This window comes from Enterococcus sp. CR-Ec1 (assembly GCF_002850555.1).
Taxonomy (GTDB): domain Bacteria; phylum Bacillota; class Bacilli; order Lactobacillales; family Enterococcaceae; genus Enterococcus_D; species Enterococcus_D entomosocium.
The window spans coordinates 668,868-689,205 of sequence record NZ_CP025223.1; the positions used below are offsets into that span (position 1 = coordinate 668,868).

Annotated in this window: 13 protein-coding genes; 9 read left to right on the forward strand and 4 right to left on the reverse strand. The window is 44.1% G+C overall.

Features of this window, described 5'->3' with window-relative positions; translation table 11 throughout:
* Nucleotides 1-108: 108 nt before the first annotated feature.
* On the reverse strand, nt 109-1,275 hold the full coding sequence (locus CXM95_RS03200) for an NAD(P)-dependent malic enzyme (RefSeq protein WP_034871877.1): 1,167 nt from the start codon (nt 1,273-1,275) through the stop codon (nt 109-111).
* Nucleotides 1,276-1,305: 30 nt separating this feature from the next.
* Nucleotides 1,306-2,634: a 2-hydroxycarboxylate transporter family protein gene (locus CXM95_RS03205; RefSeq protein ID WP_086299125.1), complete on the reverse strand. Its 1,329-nt coding sequence runs from the start codon at nt 2,632-2,634 to the stop codon at nt 1,306-1,308.
* 167 nt (nt 2,635-2,801) lie between these two features.
* Here CXM95_RS03205 and CXM95_RS03210 point away from each other — a divergent pair, with 167 nt between their 5' ends.
* The 3 genes from CXM95_RS03210 (at nt 2,802) to CXM95_RS03220 (ending at nt 5,728) form a co-directional block, all read left to right on the forward strand.
* Nucleotides 2,802-4,331 carry a Spo0B domain-containing protein gene (locus CXM95_RS03210; protein ID WP_086372632.1) on the forward strand — a complete coding sequence of 510 codons (1,530 nt, stop codon included), beginning with the start codon at nt 2,802-2,804 and terminating at the stop codon, nt 4,329-4,331.
* Nucleotides 4,328-5,020, forward strand: coding sequence for a response regulator (locus CXM95_RS03215; protein WP_086299718.1), 693 nt, complete (start codon nt 4,328-4,330; stop codon nt 5,018-5,020). The genes CXM95_RS03210 and CXM95_RS03215 overlap by 4 nt, the downstream gene beginning before the upstream one ends.
* A 144-nt stretch (nt 5,021-5,164) precedes the next feature.
* Nucleotides 5,165-5,728, forward strand: a complete 564-nt coding sequence (locus CXM95_RS03220; protein WP_086372633.1) for a hypothetical protein — start codon at nt 5,165-5,167, stop codon at nt 5,726-5,728.
* Between the two features lie 140 nt (nt 5,729-5,868).
* Here CXM95_RS03220 and CXM95_RS03225 read toward each other — a convergent pair whose 3' ends face one another.
* The gene (locus CXM95_RS03225; protein WP_016611264.1) at nt 5,869-7,368 is read right to left on the reverse strand and encodes a helix-turn-helix domain-containing protein; all 1,500 of its coding nucleotides are present in this window, start codon (nt 7,366-7,368) and stop codon (nt 5,869-5,871) included.
* Between the two features lie 207 nt (nt 7,369-7,575).
* Here CXM95_RS03225 and CXM95_RS03230 point away from each other — a divergent pair, with 207 nt between their 5' ends.
* The 6 genes from CXM95_RS03230 to CXM95_RS03255 all read left to right on the forward strand — a co-directional run bounded on the left by CXM95_RS03230 (nt 7,576) and on the right by CXM95_RS03255 (nt 18,732).
* Nucleotides 7,576-10,005 (forward strand): VWA domain-containing protein, encoded by a 2,430-nt coding sequence (locus CXM95_RS03230; protein ID WP_086299127.1) that lies wholly within the window; start codon nt 7,576-7,578, stop codon nt 10,003-10,005.
* A 397-nt stretch (nt 10,006-10,402) separates the two neighbouring features.
* A complete protein-coding gene (locus CXM95_RS03235; protein WP_101698846.1) occupies nt 10,403-11,857 on the forward strand; it encodes a helix-turn-helix domain containing protein in 1,455 nt (484 codons plus the stop codon).
* A gap of 52 nt (nt 11,858-11,909) precedes the next feature.
* The gene (locus tag CXM95_RS03240) at nt 11,910-12,260 is read left to right on the forward strand and encodes a cell wall protein (RefSeq protein ID WP_228100637.1); all 351 of its coding nucleotides are present in this window, start codon (nt 11,910-11,912) and stop codon (nt 12,258-12,260) included.
* 173 nt (nt 12,261-12,433) lie between these two features.
* Entirely contained in the window at nt 12,434-13,213 is a 780-nt protein-coding gene (locus tag CXM95_RS03245) for a WxL domain-containing protein (RefSeq protein ID WP_101698847.1), read from the forward strand.
* Between the two features lie 225 nt (nt 13,214-13,438).
* The gene (locus tag CXM95_RS03250; protein WP_086299131.1) at nt 13,439-14,488 is read left to right on the forward strand and encodes a WxL protein host-binding domain-containing protein; all 1,050 of its coding nucleotides are present in this window, start codon (nt 13,439-13,441) and stop codon (nt 14,486-14,488) included.
* A gap of 20 nt (nt 14,489-14,508) precedes the next feature.
* Entirely contained in the window at nt 14,509-18,732 is a 4,224-nt protein-coding gene (locus CXM95_RS03255) for a WxL domain-containing protein (RefSeq protein WP_233499085.1), read from the forward strand.
* Here CXM95_RS03255 and CXM95_RS03260 read toward each other — a convergent pair.
* Nucleotides 18,712-20,259 (reverse strand): helix-turn-helix domain-containing protein, encoded by a 1,548-nt coding sequence (locus CXM95_RS03260; protein WP_101698849.1) that lies wholly within the window; start codon nt 20,257-20,259, stop codon nt 18,712-18,714. The genes CXM95_RS03255 and CXM95_RS03260 overlap by 21 nt on opposite strands.
* Nucleotides 20,260-20,338 lie beyond the last annotated feature (79 nt).

Sequence of the window (20,338 nt, forward strand, 5' to 3'; positions counted from 1 at the left end):
CACAAAAATGTACCGACTAGTTTTCATAGTCGGTACATTTTTGTAGCTATTTTTCATTTTATTGGTATCAAACAACTAGCGCTGCAGTCACTAATGATACCAATCTATTTAATCTTTTTTCCCCGCATTCTTCACGCTTTCTGCCACGACTTTAGCGACATCAGGCTGAAACGCATCTGGAATGATAGTGGTTGGAGTCAATGCTGATTCGGGGATCAAACTAGCGATCCCTTGTGCTGCTGCGATCTGCATCTCGATCGTGATGTCTCTTGCTCGAGCGTCTAATGCGCCTCGGAAGATTCCCGGAAAGGCCAAGACATTATTGATCTGGTTAGGGAAATCACTGCGACCAGTACCGACGATAAAGGCGCCAGCTGCCAGTGCTTCATCAGGGAAAATCTCTGGCGTTGGATTCGCCATAGCAAAAATCACTGGTTTTTCTGCCATCGTTTTGATCCACTCAGGGTGCAGCACACCGGGAGCTGAAACGCCTACGAAGACATCTGCTCCTTTGAGGGCATCTTCTAGTGTTCCTGTTAGATGTTGACGATTGGTGACTTTGGCAATTTCTGCGTGATGGGGCGCAAGTTCATGGTTCGTTTCTGAAATGATCCCTGCTTTGTCGACAACAGTGATGTGTCTGATGCCAGCAGCCAAAAATTTTCGGGTAATGGCAAGGCCAGCTGAACCACCGCCGTTGATCACGATTTTGACCTCTTCAAAGGATTTGTCGATCAGCTTCAGGCTATTGATCAAAGCGGCTAATACCACGATGGCAGTTCCGTGCTGGTCATCGTGGAACACGGGGATCGGTAATTCTTCAATCAAGCGTCGTTCGATCTCAAAGCAGCGAGGGGCGCTGATATCTTCTAGGTTGATCCCACCAAAGGTTGGTGCGATCGCTTTGATCGTTTGAATGATTTCTTCGGTGTCTTGCGTATCTAGGACGATCGGAATCGAATCGATTCCGGCAAAGCGCTGGAACAAGGCCGCTTTGCCTTCCATGACCGGCATAGCTGCTTTGGCACCGATATTGCCCAAACCTAACACCGCTGAGCCATCGCTGATCACGGCGACAGTATTTTTCTTGGTGGTCAAGGTGTAGGCGAGTTCTTCGTTTTCAGCAATTGCTGATGAAACAGCTGCGACTCCTGGGGTGTAGGCGATACTTAAATCTTCTTTTGAATCAATAGTGACTTTAGAAACGACGGCTAATTTGCCCCCATTTTCCTCGGCTTGTTTCATAGCTGCTTCTTTGACATTCATCGTTGACATTCTTGATTTCTCCCTTCCGATTTCAAACAATTAAAATAATAGTCGTAAAAGTGCGGTCATTGAGATAACCGTGATCGCGCCACCCAAACGTGTAGCTACTTGGGCAAATGGCATCAAATTCATGCGGTCGGCGGTACTTAAGATCGCGACATCGCCGGTTCCACCCATTCCGCTTTGACAAGCAGAAACGATGGCTGCTTCGATGGGGTACATGTTCATAAAGCGAGAAACGATAAATCCCGTGGCAATCACAGTGAAAACGACGCTAATAACGACTAAAAAGTATTGCCAGGTCAGCATACCGACGACATCTTTCAAAGGAATATAAAGCAGTCCTAATCCTGCCATGAGTGGAAATGTAAAGTTACCAGAGATGAATTTGTAAAGCTGTTTCGATCCTTTTTGTGTTTCTTTTGGTACGACATTCAAGTATTTCAAGAAAGCGGCTGCTACGATCATGAGAACAGGTCCAGGAAAACCAGTGACGTGTTCCAGCAAACCGCCGAGAATAAAGAGCGTACAAGCGGTCAGCACACCGGCACCCATCAATTTGACGTCGATCGGTGATTGATCTTCAACCAACGCATCTTTCAAATCATCCCCATCACTCATTTTGACGAGTTGGCCTTTTCCTGAAAGCTGCGGTTTTTGTTCCCCTAAGCGAGTCAACAAGCCAGTACAAACGATCGCGAAAAAGTTGCCGATGATAGTGGCTGGAATCAACTGACCGACCAATTGCTCGCTACCTAAACCAGTGATGGCACTATAGCCTAAGGAAAGTGGTAAGATTCCTTCCCCAATACCGCCGGCTAAAACAGGAGTCACAATAAAGAACAAAGTGTGTTTCCAATCTAGCCCTAACAGGACACCGACAAGGGTACCTACGCCCATCGCTAAGACCATGCCTAACATCATAGGAATGATCATTCGCATCAACCCTTTGACTAAGATTTTGCGATTCATACCTAAAATGCTGCCGCAAACCAGACAGGCGATATAGAAATAAAGGAAGTTTGCTTGCTTCATTAAGATATTAGTTGATTCCAATACGTTTTGATTGATGAGATTAAAAAAGACCAGGATTGACGGAATCAACAAAGAAAAAATAGCGGGACCACCAAAATTCTTGATGATGGGGATGTTGGCACCAATCGTTCCTAATAACCAGCCTAAACTTAGGATAACGGCGAACCCCCCCAACATATTGACAGGCAGTTGCTGTAGAAAAGCAGTGATCAAGATAATGGCAGACATTACCAGATAGACGGGCAAAGGAACGGAACCAACATAGAAAGACCACCACTTTGCTTTGGTTTGCTTTTTTTCAACAACGGGTTGTTTTGCGACGACTTGTTTCATTCAAATACCTCCTTTAGATGTTTCCAGTATAAGGAAGCGCTCACAAACAAAGAAGATTATTTAACTAATTTAATTAAATACAACTTAAAAAAAGACCTTCGGAAAAAGATTCCTATGTTAAAATGAGCGTGTAATGAACGCTTATTAGCAATTGAGGAGGAACGACTATGCGAGAGCGGCCAGTTCGGCTGTGGGTGCTGTTAGTAGGAATTTTTACCAGTACCTTATGTATCGTTCTAACATTATTTTATGTACTGATGATGATGGAACAAAAAGAGCAAATGCACCGGGATGAAGAAACGCTGCTGCTATCGATCGGTCGTCAGTTAGCATCAGAAGCGGAGGTCAAGCAAGCACTGCGGGAAAAGAAAGCCAGTCCCCAGTTGCAATCATATACCAATGAATTAGCAAAAAATTATGGGTTGGATTTTATTGTTTTGATGGATCAAGACGCTATTCGGATCACGCACCCAGACCCTGAAAAGATTGGTCAACCTTTTACAGGTGGCGATGAAACACCGGCAATTGAAGGCAAGGAGTCTCTCTCCATTGGCAACGGCACCTTAGGACAGTCCTTACGTGGGTTCGTTCCAGTGAAAGAAGATGGAGAACAACTTGGCGTCGTGGCATTAGGGATTAAAATGACTTCACTGCAATCGCTAATCTTACTATCGCAAAAAGGCTATCGGAAAGCATTGTTCATCAGTTTGCTATTAGGCGGGGGGATTGCATTATTCGTGGCATTTTATTTGAAACGACAACTGCATAATCTGGAACCGCAAGAAATCTCACGTTTGTTAGAAGAACGCAATAGTATGCTGGAAGAAACCAAGGATGTTGTTTTTGTCTTAGACTTAGCGAAGAACATCTTGCTGGCAAATCGAGCTGCCACGGCATTGCCGCTTGCTACTGCATCAGAAGATGGCTTGGTTGGCCAATCCCTGCTAACGATCTTGCCTGCTTTGCAGCACGTCGATTTTGACAAGAAGCAAGAGCGGTTAGTACAGCAAGAAGGGCAGGACTATGTCTTTTCATCGGCGCCGATCATCGTGAGAAATCAGCAGATAGGGCATATTATTTTTCTAAGAAATGCGACAGAGTCTTTATTTATTGCGGATCAGTTGGCAAATACGACAGCCTATGCGACGGCACTGCAAAGTCAAGCCCACGAATTTATGAACAAGCTGCATGTCATCTATGGTTTGGTGGATTTAGAAGCCTATGAAGAGTTGACGATCTATTTGGATGATATTTTGAAACCAGAGAAAGAATTTGCTCATCGGTTAGCGATTCTTATTAAAAACCCTTTGTTGGCAGGGTTTTTGATTGGCGAGCGGCAAAAATTTTTAGAAAAGAAATGCCAGCTGTTGTTAGAAATTTTTCCAGAGATTCCCCAAGGGGCCGTTGCACATGAAACCAAAGTCTTATTAAACCTTTATCAATATATACATCATCTTTTGCTGCAAAAGCATTTGACTCAAGAGGTATTTATGAAAATCGAGTACCAAGAAAATCAGTTGCAAACGAGTTGGCAGCTAGTGGAAGAAATGTTGACACCAGCGGAACAAGTGACTTTACAGCAAGTAGGCTATTTTCAGCAATTACTGCATGAAGTCAATGGGACCATCACTTTTCAGGAAGCGCAAGGCGTCCTAGAAGTGACGATCACGAATGATTATCGGAAGGAGCAGCTATGAAAGCCAATATTTTGATTGTTGAAGACGATCCGATGGTTCAATTTATTCATCGCAGCTATTTAGAACGTTTAGCGGTTTTTGAGCGAATTTTTTCGGTGGAAACAGTGGAAGAAGCGCAAGAAATGCTACAAAAAGAAACCATTGAGCTGCTCTTGCTGGATATCCATTTGAAAGATGGCAATGGCTTGGAGCTGTTGCAAACATTACGGGAACAACAACAGGCTGTGGATGTGATCATGATCACGGCTGCCGATGAAACACGATTGATCAGCCAAAGCCTACATTTGGGGATGCTGGATTATTTGATCAAGCCGTTTTCCTTCGAACGATTTGCCCAAAGTATCCAAGTATTTCAGCAACGACGCGAAAGTCTCAAACATCCGCGGATCGCTCAGCAGCAAATCGATCTGCTGCTGCAGGGAAACCAAAAAAGTCCGTGGATCGAACTAGAAAAAGGGTTGACAGAAGACACGCTTCAGTTGATCCAAGAAACGATTCGTACTATCAAACAGCCATTTACAGTCCAAGAATTGGCGCAAGCTTGCGCATTGTCCCATGTGTCGGTAAGAAAGTATGTCGCCCACTTAGAAAAGACCAAAGCCATTCGCAGTGAAAATGTGTATACAAAAATTGGGCGTCCGTATAAACAGTATTTTTTGACATATGCAGCAAAGCAGACAACGGATTGAATAATGAGCTCTCATTATCAGCTGCGATAAATGCATTTAATAATCAAAATACGAGTATTTTTCTATTTTTGTTAAGATTTTATGGTTATTATTTCAATTAAACCTATTCTTTATTAGACTGATTGATAAAGAAGGAGGAATAAAATGAATAAAAAAACACTGGTTTTACCAATAATCTTAGTTACTTTAACAGGGTGTGGGGCTCAAAATGAAGACGACACAGCACAAGCTGATACGGTTGAAGTGCCAACGATCACCCTCGCTGCAATCGAAGAAGCACAAGAAGCTTGGGCTGAGAGCATCGTAGCTATTGGGGAAGCAAGTACGCAGAGTGAGGAAGCTGCAGAAGAACAAGCTAAAGAAACCCTTGATACGTTGTATGCATTTGATGAAGGAACAGTCCTTTTTAAACCGACGAAAGCTGCTGAAATTCCTTTCCGCTCAACAAAGGAAGAAGCTTTGTCTTATTTCGTTGGTGGTGATATTGAAGAAGACAGCGGGTTTGCTTTAGAGCCGTGGACAAATGTACGCTTTGACAACCACGATACGATTCTAAATGGTGATACAGCACTTTCTTCAGGCAATTATTATTTTACATCTGGTGAGACCGGAGAAGAGGTAAAGGTCGAATATACATTTGGGTATATGTTGGATGAAGACGGCAACGTTCGAATCCAGTTGCAACACTCGAGTGTTCCTTTTCGTTAAAGGAACTAGCAACAGATTTAACTATTGGTTGTATAAAAGTAATACTGTATTGAATGAATGAAACAAAACGAGACGACGAAGTACCTACTTTCATTACTTCGTCGTCTCGTTTTGTTGGAGTGATTTGAGCAGAGCAATCATTATTTTTGCGATTGGAATACTTCAATCGCCTGATGAATTGCTAACAAATCAGGAAGGGTGACTTGTGCATTGATCAATAGGACCGGTGCTTTTTCATAGGTTTCAGACAATGGAGTGGTGCTTAGACAGAGATCGTAGTCGTCGTCGACAAACTGATCACGAATATCAAGGTTGTAGAACCCTTGAAAGGGCGCTTTGATCAGTTCTCTGATGGTCAGCGAAATCGCCAGCGGCAAGTCTGTTTCCAGTTTGATCTTGATTTTCTGCTGAAAAGTAGCTGGCGGTAAAATCAGCGTCCACGCCATAGCGACATGAAGAGAAAATCCGCTTTGTTTCAGCGGCTCTTTTTGGTATAACGAAGTTTTTGTCACTAGCTTTTCGGCTTGCTTTTGCAAATCAGGAAAATGTTCTGTTAAAAACTGGGCAGTATTATAGCCGGCTAATGTATGGTCGACCGGTCCAAACAATTCGACAGTCAAAAGCCCATTCAAGAGGGTATTCACGATCCTACTTTTGCAAGGGCGGGTCAACTCGGATTTTGGTGCGAACGCGGTCATCGACCAGAGAAGTTTTTGGATGCTCGTCGTTGGTTTTTTTGGGGAAAACGCAGCGTCCAGTTGCGCATCGGCAAACGTTCGATCGAGATTCGATGCTAGCCATAGAAAACAAAAGCGGCGTTCATTCTCATCAAGAAAGAAGTGTTCCGCTAGTTCTGACGATAAATGGTTGTAGATGGCGGTCTCTTCATCAATCAGGGATTGAAACAGGGAAAGATCTTCCCCAATCAAAGGGGCTTCGATCGCTACTGCTTCTGCTGAAATCCGTTGTCCTTTGCGAAACCGCAAAATAGTGACAGCCAAAATGTATGTGGTCATTTTCAATTCGATCGGGTTAAAGGGAATCTGATTGTTTTGGTAGAAGTCTTGTGCGATGGTTTCACATTTTTTCTGGGAAAGACCAGTAAAGGGCCAATGCAGACCGGCAAATGTTCGCCAAAAGAAGACCATCATAAAGTAGCGGATACGGGCTTCGCTGCCTACGAGTCGAACCGTCCCTTTTTGCTTTTGCAGCTGAAATCCCAATGGAGCAAGCAGTTTTTGCAACGCATAGATTCGTTTACGAACGGTTGATTCGGAGAAGTAATGGTCAGCGGCGAATTGGATCAAATTGATCTCATTTTGCAGCAAAAGGGTTTCCAGTAAATAAAAAAAGGGATTCGCTTCCAGCAACTGCCGACTCAATCGCTTGTAGTCTCGCTTAGTCCCAATGAAGGATAACCCAAAGCCGTGTTTGGCAACCAAAAGCGGTGAGGGATCGTCTTGTAAGGAAAGCGAGCGTTTGCTTAAAGTGTCGAAGCTTTTTTGGATGGAGCGGCGATCCAAAGCCAACGCTTGACTGATCTCTTCAATGGGAACAAAACGTTTTTGAAGATACAAAAACCGCAACAGGTCGATATCTCTCTTGAGAGTGTGTCCAAAAAATGGATAAAACCGTTCCATAATTCAAGCTCCGTTCTAAAGGTTTCTCTATGTACTCGATTCTCTTATGATAGCACAAAAAACGTGATTTTTTTGTAAATGAAATCAGCAATTTTTTGTCTCCTTTTCGCAGCAAAACCTTCTATACTGTTTTCTGACAAAGACTCGCTTTTCTCAGCATTCATGGTCTGCTGAGGAAAGCAGTGCGGAAATAAAGGAGCGAAAGTGATGAAACACAAAAGAGGTTGGCAAAAGTATACAGGGATTTTTTTCCTGTTGTTGATGGGGGTTCTCATGGGCAGTCTGACTGTAAACAGTGAAACCACCACGTATGATTTTGACTATCAAACTGATGCGACCGGACAGTATTTGACAAATGGAACGGCGCAAGGAGATACGTACAACTACAAGTATGGACAGGCGCCGGGGGTTGCTTTTGATGAAGAGAACTATGTCAATTATGCAGATGAAGCTTATCTGAAAAAGAGTGTCAAAGAAGCTGCGGGCCAAGGACTATTTGATGTAACGTTAGCTGTCAAAGGCAATCAGACCAGTACCCCTGTTGATCTGGTCATGGTGATCGATTATTCTTCCTCCATGACTGGAGAAAAATTAACCAACGCCTTGTTGGGGCTGCAACAGTTTGGAAATGAATTAGCTGATTCGCTAGCGAATGGCTCCATTCGGATCGGGATCGTTGCCTACAATCGAGAAGTTTACACTACCAACGGTTTTTCTACCGATATCGCGTACTTGGAACAATTTCTGCGTGAGACGGCCGAATCCCATTCTGGAACTTTTATGCAAAAAGGCTTATTGGCTGGACAACAACTGTTACTGGAAGAAAGTCGTCCAGAAGCGGAAAAGCTGTTTATTCATATCGGTGACGACAGTGCCAATCGTAGTTATTTGCCAGTAGATGAGGCAGCGGTTTATCAAAATACCGGCGCAATCAGTGACTATAACGGTTATCACACGGAAAGCTATATTGAAGAATTTCAAACGTCAGCCACTGCTTACCATACGACAAGTAAAAATCCATCAGATTCGCAAGCCATTCCTGTTAGCAACACTGTGGTGACAGACGAGACCCTTGGCACGATCGTCGCGCTTAAAAAATCTGGTTTTACCTATTATTCGGTAGCAACGGCGCCTTCCGCACGAGGGGAATACATTGGGCGCAATCTGGCGTCTGCACCGAGCAATTACTTAACAACGGATGAAAACCTGAGCGGATTGGGTTCAGCATTGACAGAAATCGCCAATCATATCGATAAAACCATCCCTGACGGGACGATTACAGATCCGATGGGAGAGGGCATTCTTTTGCAAGGGGCAGGTAATTTTGATGCTGATCAGTATCAGTTAGTCGGATGGCGCAAAAATGCGCAAGGAGAGTGGGTCGAGGCGCCGGAAGTTGCAACTGGAGTAACCGTTTCTGAAAAGGATCAGACTATTACCGTCAGTGGGATAGCCTTAGGTGAAAATGAAAAATTGACCTTGACCTACCAAGTTCGCTTGAATACGGAAGCCCCAGATTTTAAAGGAGAGGCGTGGGTGTTGTGCAATGGCCGTACGACCTTAACACCAGCAAGCGATGATGAAGCGTTGGATTTTCCGATACCTTCCATCAAGGCACCCAATGTTTCCCTTGCTGTTCTCAAAAAGTGGGTCAATGTCTCAGCAGCTGAGATTCCAGACCAAATCGATTATCAAGTCAAAAGAACCACCACTACGGCAGCAGACAGTTGGCAGCAGTCAGACCGTTTGACCCTTGAAAAAGCCAATGATTTTCAAGCATCATTAACAAAGATACCCGTTGCTGGTCAAATGGCAGACTTACCAAAATACAACAATCAAGGGGAAGACTTCGTGTATCAGGTTGAAGAAGTCAATATCCCCGACGGCTTCGAAAGCAGTGTGACGACTGAGGGAGATACCCTTGTAATCACCAATACAAAAAAAGAAACCGAACCAAGTACAACGGAACCAAGTACAACGGAACCAAGTACGACGGAGCCAAGTACAACCGAGCCAAGTACCACGGAACCAAGTACAACCGAACCAAGTACAACGGAGCCAAGCACAACAGAACCAAGTACAACGGAACCAAGCACAACGGAGCCAAGTACCACAGAACCAAGCACAACCGAACCAAGCACAACCGAACCAAGTACAACGGAACCAAGTACGACGGAGCCGAGTACCACGGACCCAAGCACAACAGAACCGAGCACAACCGAACCAAGTACAACGGAGCCAAGTACCACAGAACCAAGCATTACCGAACCAAGTACAACGGAACCAAGTACAACGGAGCCGAGTACCACGGAACCAAGCACAACAGAACCGAGCACAACAGAACCAAGCACAACGGAACCAAGTACAACGGAGCCAAGTACCCCAGAACCAAGTACGACCGAGCCAAGTATAGCAGAACCAAGTACAACGACCACAAACCATGACGGTGCCACGCTAGTAAATCCCCATGAGAGCCAGTCTACTGAAACAAGTGCTAGTAGCGAAACCACGAAATCTTCCAGTCAAGAAAAAGCAAAGGCTCTTCCTAAAACGAATGAGCAACGAGCTGCATGGCTGGTGATTCTAGGCGCAATCATGGTAGGCGGTGTGTTTACAAGCGTACTGAAAAGGAAATAGGAGTTAGCTCTAACTTATAATTCTATAAAGTCAGCTAGACAAGTGTCTAGCTGTTTTTTTGTGCTTTAGGCAGTTGAAATCGGCGCTGTTACTAAAAAAGCTGCGGCTTATTGGTGAGTACAGCTAGCAATTTATAAAAGAGAAACAATAAACAAAAACGTGTCTGAATTATTTAAAATAACATCTAATATTTACCATTGAGAGCCCGCAGAACAAATGATTCTTTGCGGAAAGTCAATATTTTTGCACCCTCGTGTGCAAATGCTGGATAAAAAATAGGTGGTAATTTTGTTAGAATCAAACAAGAAACATTGCAACGATTCGAAGGCAGCACTAAAGGAGGGACCTACGATTTGATGGAAAATTTATAGGAAATTTGCTAAAGGAGATTACGCCCGTGAACAGTCTTACATTCCAATTGGTAACGAACTCAGTGAATCGAAGAAGCCTTATACTATTGGCGTACATGGAAAACGAACAGATTTTGAGTGTCAAACAGCTCTCAGAAAAAGCGAGTATTTCTCGGCGGACGATCTTAACGGACTTAAAAGCACTACGCACATTTTTTTGTGATGCGATCTCTCTTGAAGGGACCCATCACGGGATGAAGTTGGTAATCAATGATCATGGTGAATACTATAAAAAACGACGCTCCTTCTATGAGCGAGAACCACTTATTTTATTAGTACAAGCTTTTTATGCGGGACAAACGTTTCCTTTTTTAGCTTGGATTCGAGCCATGCATATTTCAGAATCAACGGCAAATCGACTCATAAAAAAATTACAGCTGATTCTTGATGAATACGGTTTGGTGGTAACCAAAGCACCGATTGGGCTGATGGGAGAAGAGATCAATCAGCGAAAGTTCTTCTGGGATTTTTATTGCGAAACGCACTATTTTGAGTTGCCGGTCATTGAACATCAGCTTCAAGAAACGCTTTTAAGAAGAATTGAGCAAAACGTGGGGATCGTTTCAAGAAAAAAGGTCATCAATATTATTCGTTTGTCTGTTCAGCGTGCCACTTTTGGAACCTTGATATTTGATCCTGAGATCCTAGCATTGATCCAGCAAGATCCGCTTTTTTTGACGATCAGTGAAACACTTCAAGAAAGCAGCAGTCTCCAACCCATTGCGAAAAAACGGCTCGTTCAGGAATCGTGCTTTATTTACTTAATGCTTTATGCGCAGTGGGCGCTTCGAGGGAAAACGAGGATTCCTCTCAATACCTTTTCAAAAACGAGTAAGCGATTCGTTGAACTCTTTGTTGCTTTTTTTGAACAGCACAATACTTACCTTGACGAGCCTTGTGGAATTCAACAGGTCGTGGAAGATTTTTTAGTCCGGCAATATGCAAAAGTTGGCTTAGCACCTATCTACCTAAAAAATCCGGATAGTACGAATCAATTTGTGTTTTCTTTGCCTTTTGATCTTTATGAGCCTTTGATTAGGTTTATGGAAGTGAATGAGATTCCGCAATGTTTCAAAAATCAATTTTTGAGGGACTTTTGTTGTTCCTTCGTTCTCTATCTTTTTGGCAATCAATTGATCCGGGTTTCACAAAAAATCGTGGTGTTGCTTGCCAATAATTATGTGATCGATGAATGGGTCTATAGTATTTTTGAACATCATTTTAGTGGTCGAATGGCTGTGCTCTATGAAGAACAATTAACATCGGAACAGATCACCCAGCTTGACTGTGATATTTTGATCACCAATATCATTCCATTTGATTACTCCATAGAAAAGCAACCGCAGGTATTTTTTTTGCCTAAATACATTGGGTATAAAGAAGCGATTAAAATGGTTGTCTCCATCTTAAATGAAGAATTGGAGGACTTCGTCTGTGTCTGAAGTATGTTTTTTGAAAGAGAAAAAGGGGCGAAAGGAAAATGAGGGGGAATACATGCCGCTTCATAAATTGAGGTATTTCATTGTAGCGATGTTGGTTTTAAGTTGTCTGCTAGTCGCTGATTTCGTAGAAGCCAAAGAAGTGTCCACCGCTAGAACAGAAGGGGTCATCCGTTTTGTTGGTGGTCAGGAACCTGCAAAGCCAGAGCCAAAACCGCCGACAGGAAAATGGCCAGTACCTGAAGATGATTCATCTGGTCACGCAAAAAATGATCGTTTTCCGCAAACGAACAGTCACCAACGACTGCTTATTCGCTGGATAGGTCTGCTGCTCGTCCTCTTGAGTGTGGTCGCTTACTTGAAATTAAGCACACGACGATCAGATCGTGAGAAAAATAGCCTTTAGGCAATACGGTCGCACGCTTGTTTTAGGAAACGACTGTTGTGGTTTTTGAAGAAGTGAGAGGATTAGTAAGCCAACTGGCAACCAGTTCTAGCGAAAAAAGGTTTACGCATCAATCAATAGTAATCATCGTAGATTCTTTCTGCGAATAATAATAGTAAAAGGAGTAATTTTTTATGAAACGTATTTATTTAGCAACAATCGGTGTCATGAGTATCGCTGTGTTATCTGGGGGAGTGACCGCAGCAGCAACCCCCATCCTGGAAGGAAATACCGAAAATGAAGTAGATTTCATCCCTGGGGAGGAGGAAGAGATCGATGTTGAGTTACCTGAAAAAGAGCCAGAGGTAGAAATTGATCCGATCGATCCAGAGGTAACCGGTCCGTTCACTTTGGTGCATGTGCCAAAGCGCTTCGATTTTGGAACCCAAGTGATCAGCACAGGCCCTGGAAAATCCGCAATGCTTGCGGAGCTGGAACGACTGTCTGATGGGTCAGGAACCGCGCCATATGTCTCTTTTGCTCAAGTATTGGATACCCGTGGTGGACACAACGGCTGGACGTTAAATGTCGATTTGGATCAATTTACAAGTACAGATGCCACTTCGGATCATGTATTACGTGGGGCTTATATCGAATTTCAAAATCCACAGATTCGTTCGAATGCATTAGATTCGGCTACTTTCCCAACAGCACCTAGCGATCAATTTAACCATCAAACCATCGATGTTGGAACGGAAGGCAACACCTTGATGTCTGCGGCTCCTGGCCAAGGGGCGGGACTTTCAACGGTTCAATGGGGCAATCAAACCCTGCTAAATCAACAGCATGCAGCTGGGGAAGAGGATATTCTCAATGAAGCGATTTGGCTCCATATACCGACAGGAGCGAATCCGCAAGCAACCGCTTATACGGCTACTCTGACTTGGCATTTAAGTGCCACTCCTGGGAATTAAGGGATAAGTTTTTTGGAAGAACACAGCAAAGAAGCCAGTCTTTTAGCTTGGCTCAGAAGCATGAATAAAGGCACATGATTTTAACGAATCATTTTACCAGTAAGCGCGATAGCGAATGATACGCGTGTTGCGATTAGGGAAAAACGAATCAGGAAGTGAGTAAGGGATATAGGGAATAGGCAGGAGACGAGTTGTTCCTGCCTATTTTGAAAGGAATGATTCATTATGAAGACACAAAGCAAGAGATCAATCAAGAATAGGCTAGTAGCTGGGTTTGTTTTACTGGTGATGGTACTCGTTGGATTGCCGATGACAGGTTGGGCAGAAACACAATCAGAATTGCCATTTCATGTGGTCCCCAATTTGCCGAAAAGCCAATTGCCAGATGGGAATAGTGGCTATTTTGATCTAGAACTAGCACCAGGGACCGATGATGTTCTGGGGGTGACGATTCAAAATCGCGCGGAAAAGGAAATCACGATCGAAGTTTCCGCACATACGGCGTTCACTAACGGAAATGGCGTCGTGGAATATGGCAAAGATGCCGCAGAACCTGATCCGACTTTGCCTTATTCGATAGCTGATCTAATCGAATCACCTGGAGAGATTATTTTGTCAGCTAAGGAAAAAAAGACGATCGAGTTACCCATACATATGCCTGAAGAAGCCTTTACTGGTAGTCTAGTCGGCGGTTTACGTATTCGAGAGGTCATCGCAGAAGCGACTGGATCAGAGGAAGAAGGTGTTGCGATCCAAAATCGGTTTGCTTATATCCTAGGCGTTGTTGTCCGCAATGAAGCGTCTATTATTGAACCAGAGCTTGCGTTATTGGATGTGTTTGCCGGTCAAGTCAATTATCGCAATGCGTTTCGGGCAACGCTACAAAATCCGTTGCCGCGTTTTGTCAATCGACTAGAGGTAGAGGCAACTGTTCGACGAGCGGATCAGGAAGAAGTCTTATATGAGGCGCAGCGTGAAGGGATGCAAATGGCGCCAAATTCACATTTTCATTTTCCCGTTTCATTACAGGGGGATCGTTTTTACAGCGGAGAATATGTAATGAGCTTAACAGCTCGAGCTGAAGGTGAGGAGTGGACATGGGAATATCCGTTTACTGTGGAAGCAGACACAGCACAACAGTTGAATCGTGAGGATGTCACCATTGAAGAGGGGCAAAACTGGTGGTTGATCAGCGCATTAGGACTAGTGATCTTCCTTCTTGGAATAATCATTTGGCTGTTATGGAAGAACAAAAAGCCGACCATGGATACGTAAGAAGTAAAGGAGAGCATGGAATGAAAAAGCAAAACTTGAAATATTGGATTCGCTTGCTGCTTGTTTTTATGGGATTACGCTTGATGAGTGTCCCCCTCATCGTTGTTTTTGCTGAAACCGAACCGCCATACCTCGCACAACCGCTAGCGGATGAGGGAGTTCTGGGGGAGTTTGCCACAGGAACATCTGAGTCTGAAGGGACGGTGCAGTTCAAAGAGCCTAAATTTGCTGGTACGGTAGGTCAACCGCTTACGATCGATTTGGTCAGCGACCAAGCGGTGGCAGAAATCTTCCTAGAATTACCAGCAGAAGTCAAGCTGATGACTGATGTATTGGCACCCGGACAAACAGCAGTAAAACAAAGCGATCAAGGCTGGCAGATCAAAGCAAGTCAAGCACGGCAGACATTTTCTGTTTTGATCGTTGCCGAACTTCCTGGAAGTTTTGTTATAGCCAGTGCAGGGAGCGAAGCGATCGTTGAAATAGCTGCTGCAGAGACAGACACTGAGGAAACACCGAAAGACTTGGAAAATGAGTCCTTAGAATCGCAAGAAACGGATAGTGATCCTGCTGAAAAAGTAGCAGACATTGAGCGTCCGCAGGAGGAGTCAGCGGTACAGGCGGCTAGTGAGATCGTACCAAGCGCCTTTGATGGTGGCACAGCTTACGTAACGACCATGGCGGAGTTTATTAGTGCTTTACAAGATCCAGCCGTATCCATTCTTTCCTTACAAGCGGACCTTGTCCAATCTACTTCCAGCATAATGACCATCGATCGTCCGATAATGATTCAAGGAAATGGTCATGCATTGACCCTCAATAACAATAGTGCTTATTTTCAATTATTAACCGTTAACGAAGAAACGATTTTTCGTATCGAAAATCTCACATACCAAAAAACAGGCAATACCGCTTTGATCCAGACCACCAATGCGTTGAGTAAAAACTGGGTCGTTGAACTAGAGGAAGTAGAAGAAGCCTCGGAGAATCGGTCACCTTTTATTTTAGCACGAGAAGCGAAGGTTCACTTTACTGGTGGGATCAATCACTTCGAAGCAATGACGATGGCTTCCGATACCTTGTTCAATCTGAAAGAAGTGGAGGTCGGAAATCAAGCGCAAGTGATTATTAATAAGCCGAATATGTGGATTTTTTATACAGCACCAGATATTCAAGATCCTAGGTTGTTGATCGATGAGGGTGCGCAAGTGAGCATTACTACGCGACTAGGGGATGCGAATACAATCGATTTACGTGGCGATAATGGTCAAATGGAACTCAATCATGGTGCTCGTTTAACTATTCGCAGTCCAGGAACGACTGCTGCTCCGACCAATGGTAATAATAATGCCGTTATTCTGTCTGGGAGAAATCCTCGCTTTATCGCAGCAGAGAATTCAGTTTTTTCAATCGAGGTTACAGAGAGAAAACGCGGGCTTGTTCTGACTGGAGAGCAGCCAGAATTGACGATCCAATCTGGTGCAAACGTAACGATAAACACAATGAATGCGAGCGCCATCCTCTTAAATGGTTTCTTTCCTTCTGCTACGATCGCAGGAGATGAAACACAAGTACGGGTGAACAATGAGACGGCGGCAGATGCCAATGCGATCGAACTAGTAGGAGACAACAGCAATTTTTATCTTTTTGATGGTGGTACGCTCATTGTAGAAAGTCAGGGAGCAGCCACAGCAATGTCGGAGGAACAAAATATTGCACTATTTATGAAGGGGACGGATCCAACAATGGTTGTGGGGGATGCTGCCTTATTGCAGATTGAAACGACACAAAGAAGGCGCGGCGTATTTCTGACTGGTGAGAATCCTAAGTTGACGATCCAGAACGGCTCAAAAGTACGCTTGACCGCCGAAAATGCGAATGCTTTACGGGTCAATGGGAAAAATGCCGACGTCACCATTAGTGGCGAAGAGACACATGTACGGATTTTCAGTGAGATTGCAGCGGCAGAAGGAGCAGCATCCTTTGTTTTATCGACACCGTCGAATGCGGCAGAAGCTGGGGCTCTTACTTTGAGTGAATCAGCAGTCTTAGAGGTCGAAAGCATCACTGCTAGTGCGATCAATATCACTAGTCTGAACTTTACTTTTAAAGTTCAAAGCAATGGACAATTAATAGCTAGCAGCCATGAGGCTGACGGGGACCATGCAGTGATTCGATTTTTATACTTTGGTTTGGTGACCTTTCATGTAACGGATGGTGGAATAGTAAAAGTTCGTAAAATAGGGGGGAGCGCACCCTTGATCCGAATTCCTAGTGGAGGAAATTCTTTTGAGATCACAGAAGGCGGCATCGTTGACCTTTATAATCCGGGAAACGGCAACGCGCATGATGGGAATGTCGCTGGAGGAAATCAAGGGATTTTTTATGCGAGAGGCATCCATAATAACGGGACAGAGAATAATTTTTCAATCGTAGGTGTCGATAGTAAATTTATGTGTGTAGCAGATAGTGGTCCGGGGATTGACATGCATACCTACTTCAATTCAACGATCTACGTTGAACAAGGATATTTCCAAGTGGAAGGGCGGACAAGTTCCCCGAATGGTGGCGTGTTTCGTTCAGGTAAACTATCTGTCTTCTTGAACGATCCAGTCTTTTTTGATTTTCGTAATGAGCGGCTTGATGGAGGAAACATCTTTAGTGTTTCTAATCTTTCAACTTTAACAGCGACGAATAGTGACTTAGCTGTTTGGAAAAACGGGTCAAATCTCTTAGGAGATCCCGATCTAAATTTCCCACCCCTCGATTTTGCTTTTTCAGGAGCTGATTTTGGCACGTTAGGTTTGACGAATAAACCAGAGATATTGAATACGGAGGCCTTTGGCAACCAGGGACTGACAGCGTACTCTCGAGTAAGTTCAAACAATGCGCGTTGGGCGATCGTCGATGAGTTACGGGTGCCGACGAATGCGGACAAAAAAATTCATGGGCGAGTCAGCTTGCCTGTTGGTTTTGATGGCACTCGCCCTGCTTGGGATGATGAAGCGAAAGTGACCGTTGAAATTGAAACAGCAGATGGTGAGAAGGAAGAAGTCACTGCGAAAACCGTCGGACATACAGAAGAAACACCGGGGATCAGTATCTATGGAGAAGAGCCGCAAGGAGGGATTTTTGAGATTCCTCTTGAGTCTCCTTTGGAAGCAGGAACCATCGTCCGAGTCGTCGCTGTCGAATTAACCAGCGGCGAACTGACAGAAGGTGCCCAACATCAAATACGGACCGAGTCTGTGCAGGTTTTCCCTGTTTTGCCGCCAACGCCCGCAGCTTTTGCTTCCTACGTACTTCTTGAAGAAACAACTGAGATCCATGGCCACACGGAAGACAAAGAGGTTGAGCTAAGTGCTGCACATAATGGTGCCTGGTTTGATACAGAGGCGGTGGTTATCGATGAAGATGGAACATTTACGATTGATGTAAGTGATCGGCAGTTAAAAGCGGGGGATGAGATCCAAGTCTTTCTGAAAGATTCTGCTGGTTCGGCAAAAGAAGCTGGAGTGATCAATCCGCCGACAACGAATGACGAACACGGCAATCAGAATCCAGCCTCAGAAGTTGTTTTTCGGGACGCTGTGTTTCCCGCTGCAACTACCCTGCGAATCGCCCAGACTGGACCACTGCCACCGGTTGATCCATTAGAACCGGATGTAGAAGTGAATCCAGAAAATCCGTCGGTCATTCCTGAGAACCAAGGGTTGCTCAGTCTTGATTTTGTTTCCCAGTTCCGATTTGGTCAGGTGCCGATCCGCAGTGCCAAAGGAACGTATCACGCACTGCCTCAGCATATGAATCTTGCCGAAGGGGCAACCGAAACTAAGGAACGTCCGAATTATGTGCAAATCACGGATCAGCGTAACGATGCAGAAGAGACGAGTTGGCGTTTATCGGCGACTCTTGATTCGCAGGGCTTCCAAAATGAAGACAATGAGCCCTTGATCGGTGCTCAAATCAGCTTAGCCAATCAACGGCTTATGACGACCTCAGCAAATTCCAATGCCAGTATGCCAGAGCTTTCCACGGTGAATGATAGTGTAACTTTGACGCCAGGTGAAGCGCAGCCTCTACTAACTGGCGACAGTCAGAGTACGGGAACATGGGTCTATCGTTTTGGTGATCAAGAGACGGCAGCCACCAGTGTCGCCTTGGAAGTGCCTGCTGGTGCAAATCCCAAGTTGGGATGGTACCGTGCAACGATTGAATGGTCGTTAAGTAGTGTGCCAGAGTGAAGAAAGAATACTAGTCGGCAATAAGAAACGAATGGAAAAGGTGCTTTTTTCGATGTTTCGCAACGCAAAATTATGGATGATTTTTGGGTTGATGATTTTCAAGAAATTGTTCCAATCATCTGCATCTGGGATCGATTTTATCAGGAGGCATTCAACATCTAAAATATACTCTTCCAAATACTCTGCGTAATTCGTCACGACTAGATCAATCTTGTTTCGTTCAACATAATCTAAAGAAAACTCACTGGAATCAGGAAATTGCAAAATATGATATCGACCAAAATATTTTACGGCAAAAGCATTGATTTGAAGACAAATATGCGCATCCCCTTCTAAAAGAAAGGCGATTCGGCGTGGGTTGCCCCAGTATTTTTCTTTTAATCCTTCAAAGTATAAAGTGAAGCGGGCACTGATTGCTGACAGAGCGGTTGCTTCAAAGAGGGGCTGCCTAAAAAGAAACTCTGTATTTTCCTCATACTCTTTAGGGTATTGCGTTTGTGCATAACTGGAAATTTCTTCCATACTTAGATTATAGGTAGGGGAAATCAGCTGTTTTATTTTTTCTGTTATAAAGAAAGAATGGAGAAAAATAAACTCTCGGGACTGATCATGATCGGATATTTGCTGAAACTGGCAAAAATTGGCAGTCAGTTCTTTTAGCTCAGGCCAATGGTCAAAGCGGTTAACAAATGATATTTCCCTGAGATAGTTGTTTATCCCACGGTTACTTGCTAGTAGAGCGAAAAGGTAGACCAGCTCCTCTGACGGTAAAGACAAGGAAAAAGCCGTTTGGAGTCGTTGATTGAGGGGCTGGATTTCTTGGAAGAGCTCATCTGCCAAGACGATCTTTTTTAATTGATCGGAGACAATGACAGTTTCTCCTGCTTGAGTACGCTCAAGGACAATATACAACCAATAACTGATATACCAAAATGAAGCCGTATTATTGGTTTTGCCGCGTATATTTCGAAAAAAATCTAAGACGATGTTTTGCACAGCGATCGTTGGGCGTACCGTATGAGGCGTAGCGTCTGACTCATAATAAAAGGTATGAAAAAATTTGCGAATATCCGCTTCTGATCCGATCAGACGGAAATTCTTGTGATCAACAGATAACTGAAAGGGCCTCAGGGCTTTTTCAAAAAGCGTTAAATAGCGTAAAAGGGAACTTTCAGAAAGATAAAAATAGTCTGCCCATTCGGAAACTGTCCGATATTCTCCCTTAAACAGATGCTCAAGAATAACGAATAATGGTTCATTCTGAAGGAGCGCTCGTTTTCGTTCAAGATATTCCTTCGGTAGTAATTCGTGAAGAGAATAGCCATTCGACGTGGATTCGATCATTAAAGTACTTCCAAAGTAGCTCCGTAGCCCCTCCATATCATAAATGATCGTGCGCCGCGAACTCTGGACAGCTTTTGATAACTCACGATTCGAAAGGGTCTTATGCCGTTCCAAGAGATTCAATAGTTTCAACCAACGAATGGTGGTAGTAGAAGTAATAAACGTCATCTGAAAATTTTTCATTCATAACACTCCCATATGGTCTGTTTGGTGGATCGTCTCTCACGTCTGATTATGGAATATGGATACTGGCAAGGCAAGG

Excerpts from the sequence above, each read along its gene's own strand:
- CXM95_RS03200 (WP_034871877.1), bottom strand. The coding sequence starts at position 1,275 with ATGTCAACGATGAATGTCAAAGAAGCAGCTATGAAACAAGCCGAGGAA.
- CXM95_RS03205 (WP_086299125.1), bottom strand. The coding sequence starts at position 2,634 with ATGAAACAAGTCGTCGCAAAACAACCCGTTGTTGAAAAAAAGCAAACC.
- CXM95_RS03210 (WP_086372632.1), top strand. The coding sequence starts at position 2,802 with ATGCGAGAGCGGCCAGTTCGGCTGTGGGTGCTGTTAGTAGGAATTTTT.
- CXM95_RS03215 (WP_086299718.1), top strand. The coding sequence starts at position 4,328 with ATGAAAGCCAATATTTTGATTGTTGAAGACGATCCGATGGTTCAATTT.
- CXM95_RS03220 (WP_086372633.1), top strand. The coding sequence starts at position 5,165 with ATGAATAAAAAAACACTGGTTTTACCAATAATCTTAGTTACTTTAACA.
- CXM95_RS03225 (WP_016611264.1), bottom strand. The coding sequence starts at position 7,368 with ATGGAACGGTTTTATCCATTTTTTGGACACACTCTCAAGAGAGATATC.
- CXM95_RS03230 (WP_086299127.1), top strand. The coding sequence starts at position 7,576 with ATGAAACACAAAAGAGGTTGGCAAAAGTATACAGGGATTTTTTTCCTG.
- CXM95_RS03240 (WP_228100637.1), top strand. The coding sequence starts at position 11,910 with ATGCCGCTTCATAAATTGAGGTATTTCATTGTAGCGATGTTGGTTTTA.
- CXM95_RS03245 (WP_101698847.1), top strand. The coding sequence starts at position 12,434 with ATGAAACGTATTTATTTAGCAACAATCGGTGTCATGAGTATCGCTGTG.
- CXM95_RS03250 (WP_086299131.1), top strand. The coding sequence starts at position 13,439 with ATGAAGACACAAAGCAAGAGATCAATCAAGAATAGGCTAGTAGCTGGG.
- CXM95_RS03255 (WP_233499085.1), top strand. The coding sequence starts at position 14,509 with ATGAAAAAGCAAAACTTGAAATATTGGATTCGCTTGCTGCTTGTTTTT.
- CXM95_RS03260 (WP_101698849.1), bottom strand. The coding sequence starts at position 20,259 with ATGAAAAATTTTCAGATGACGTTTATTACTTCTACTACCACCATTCGT.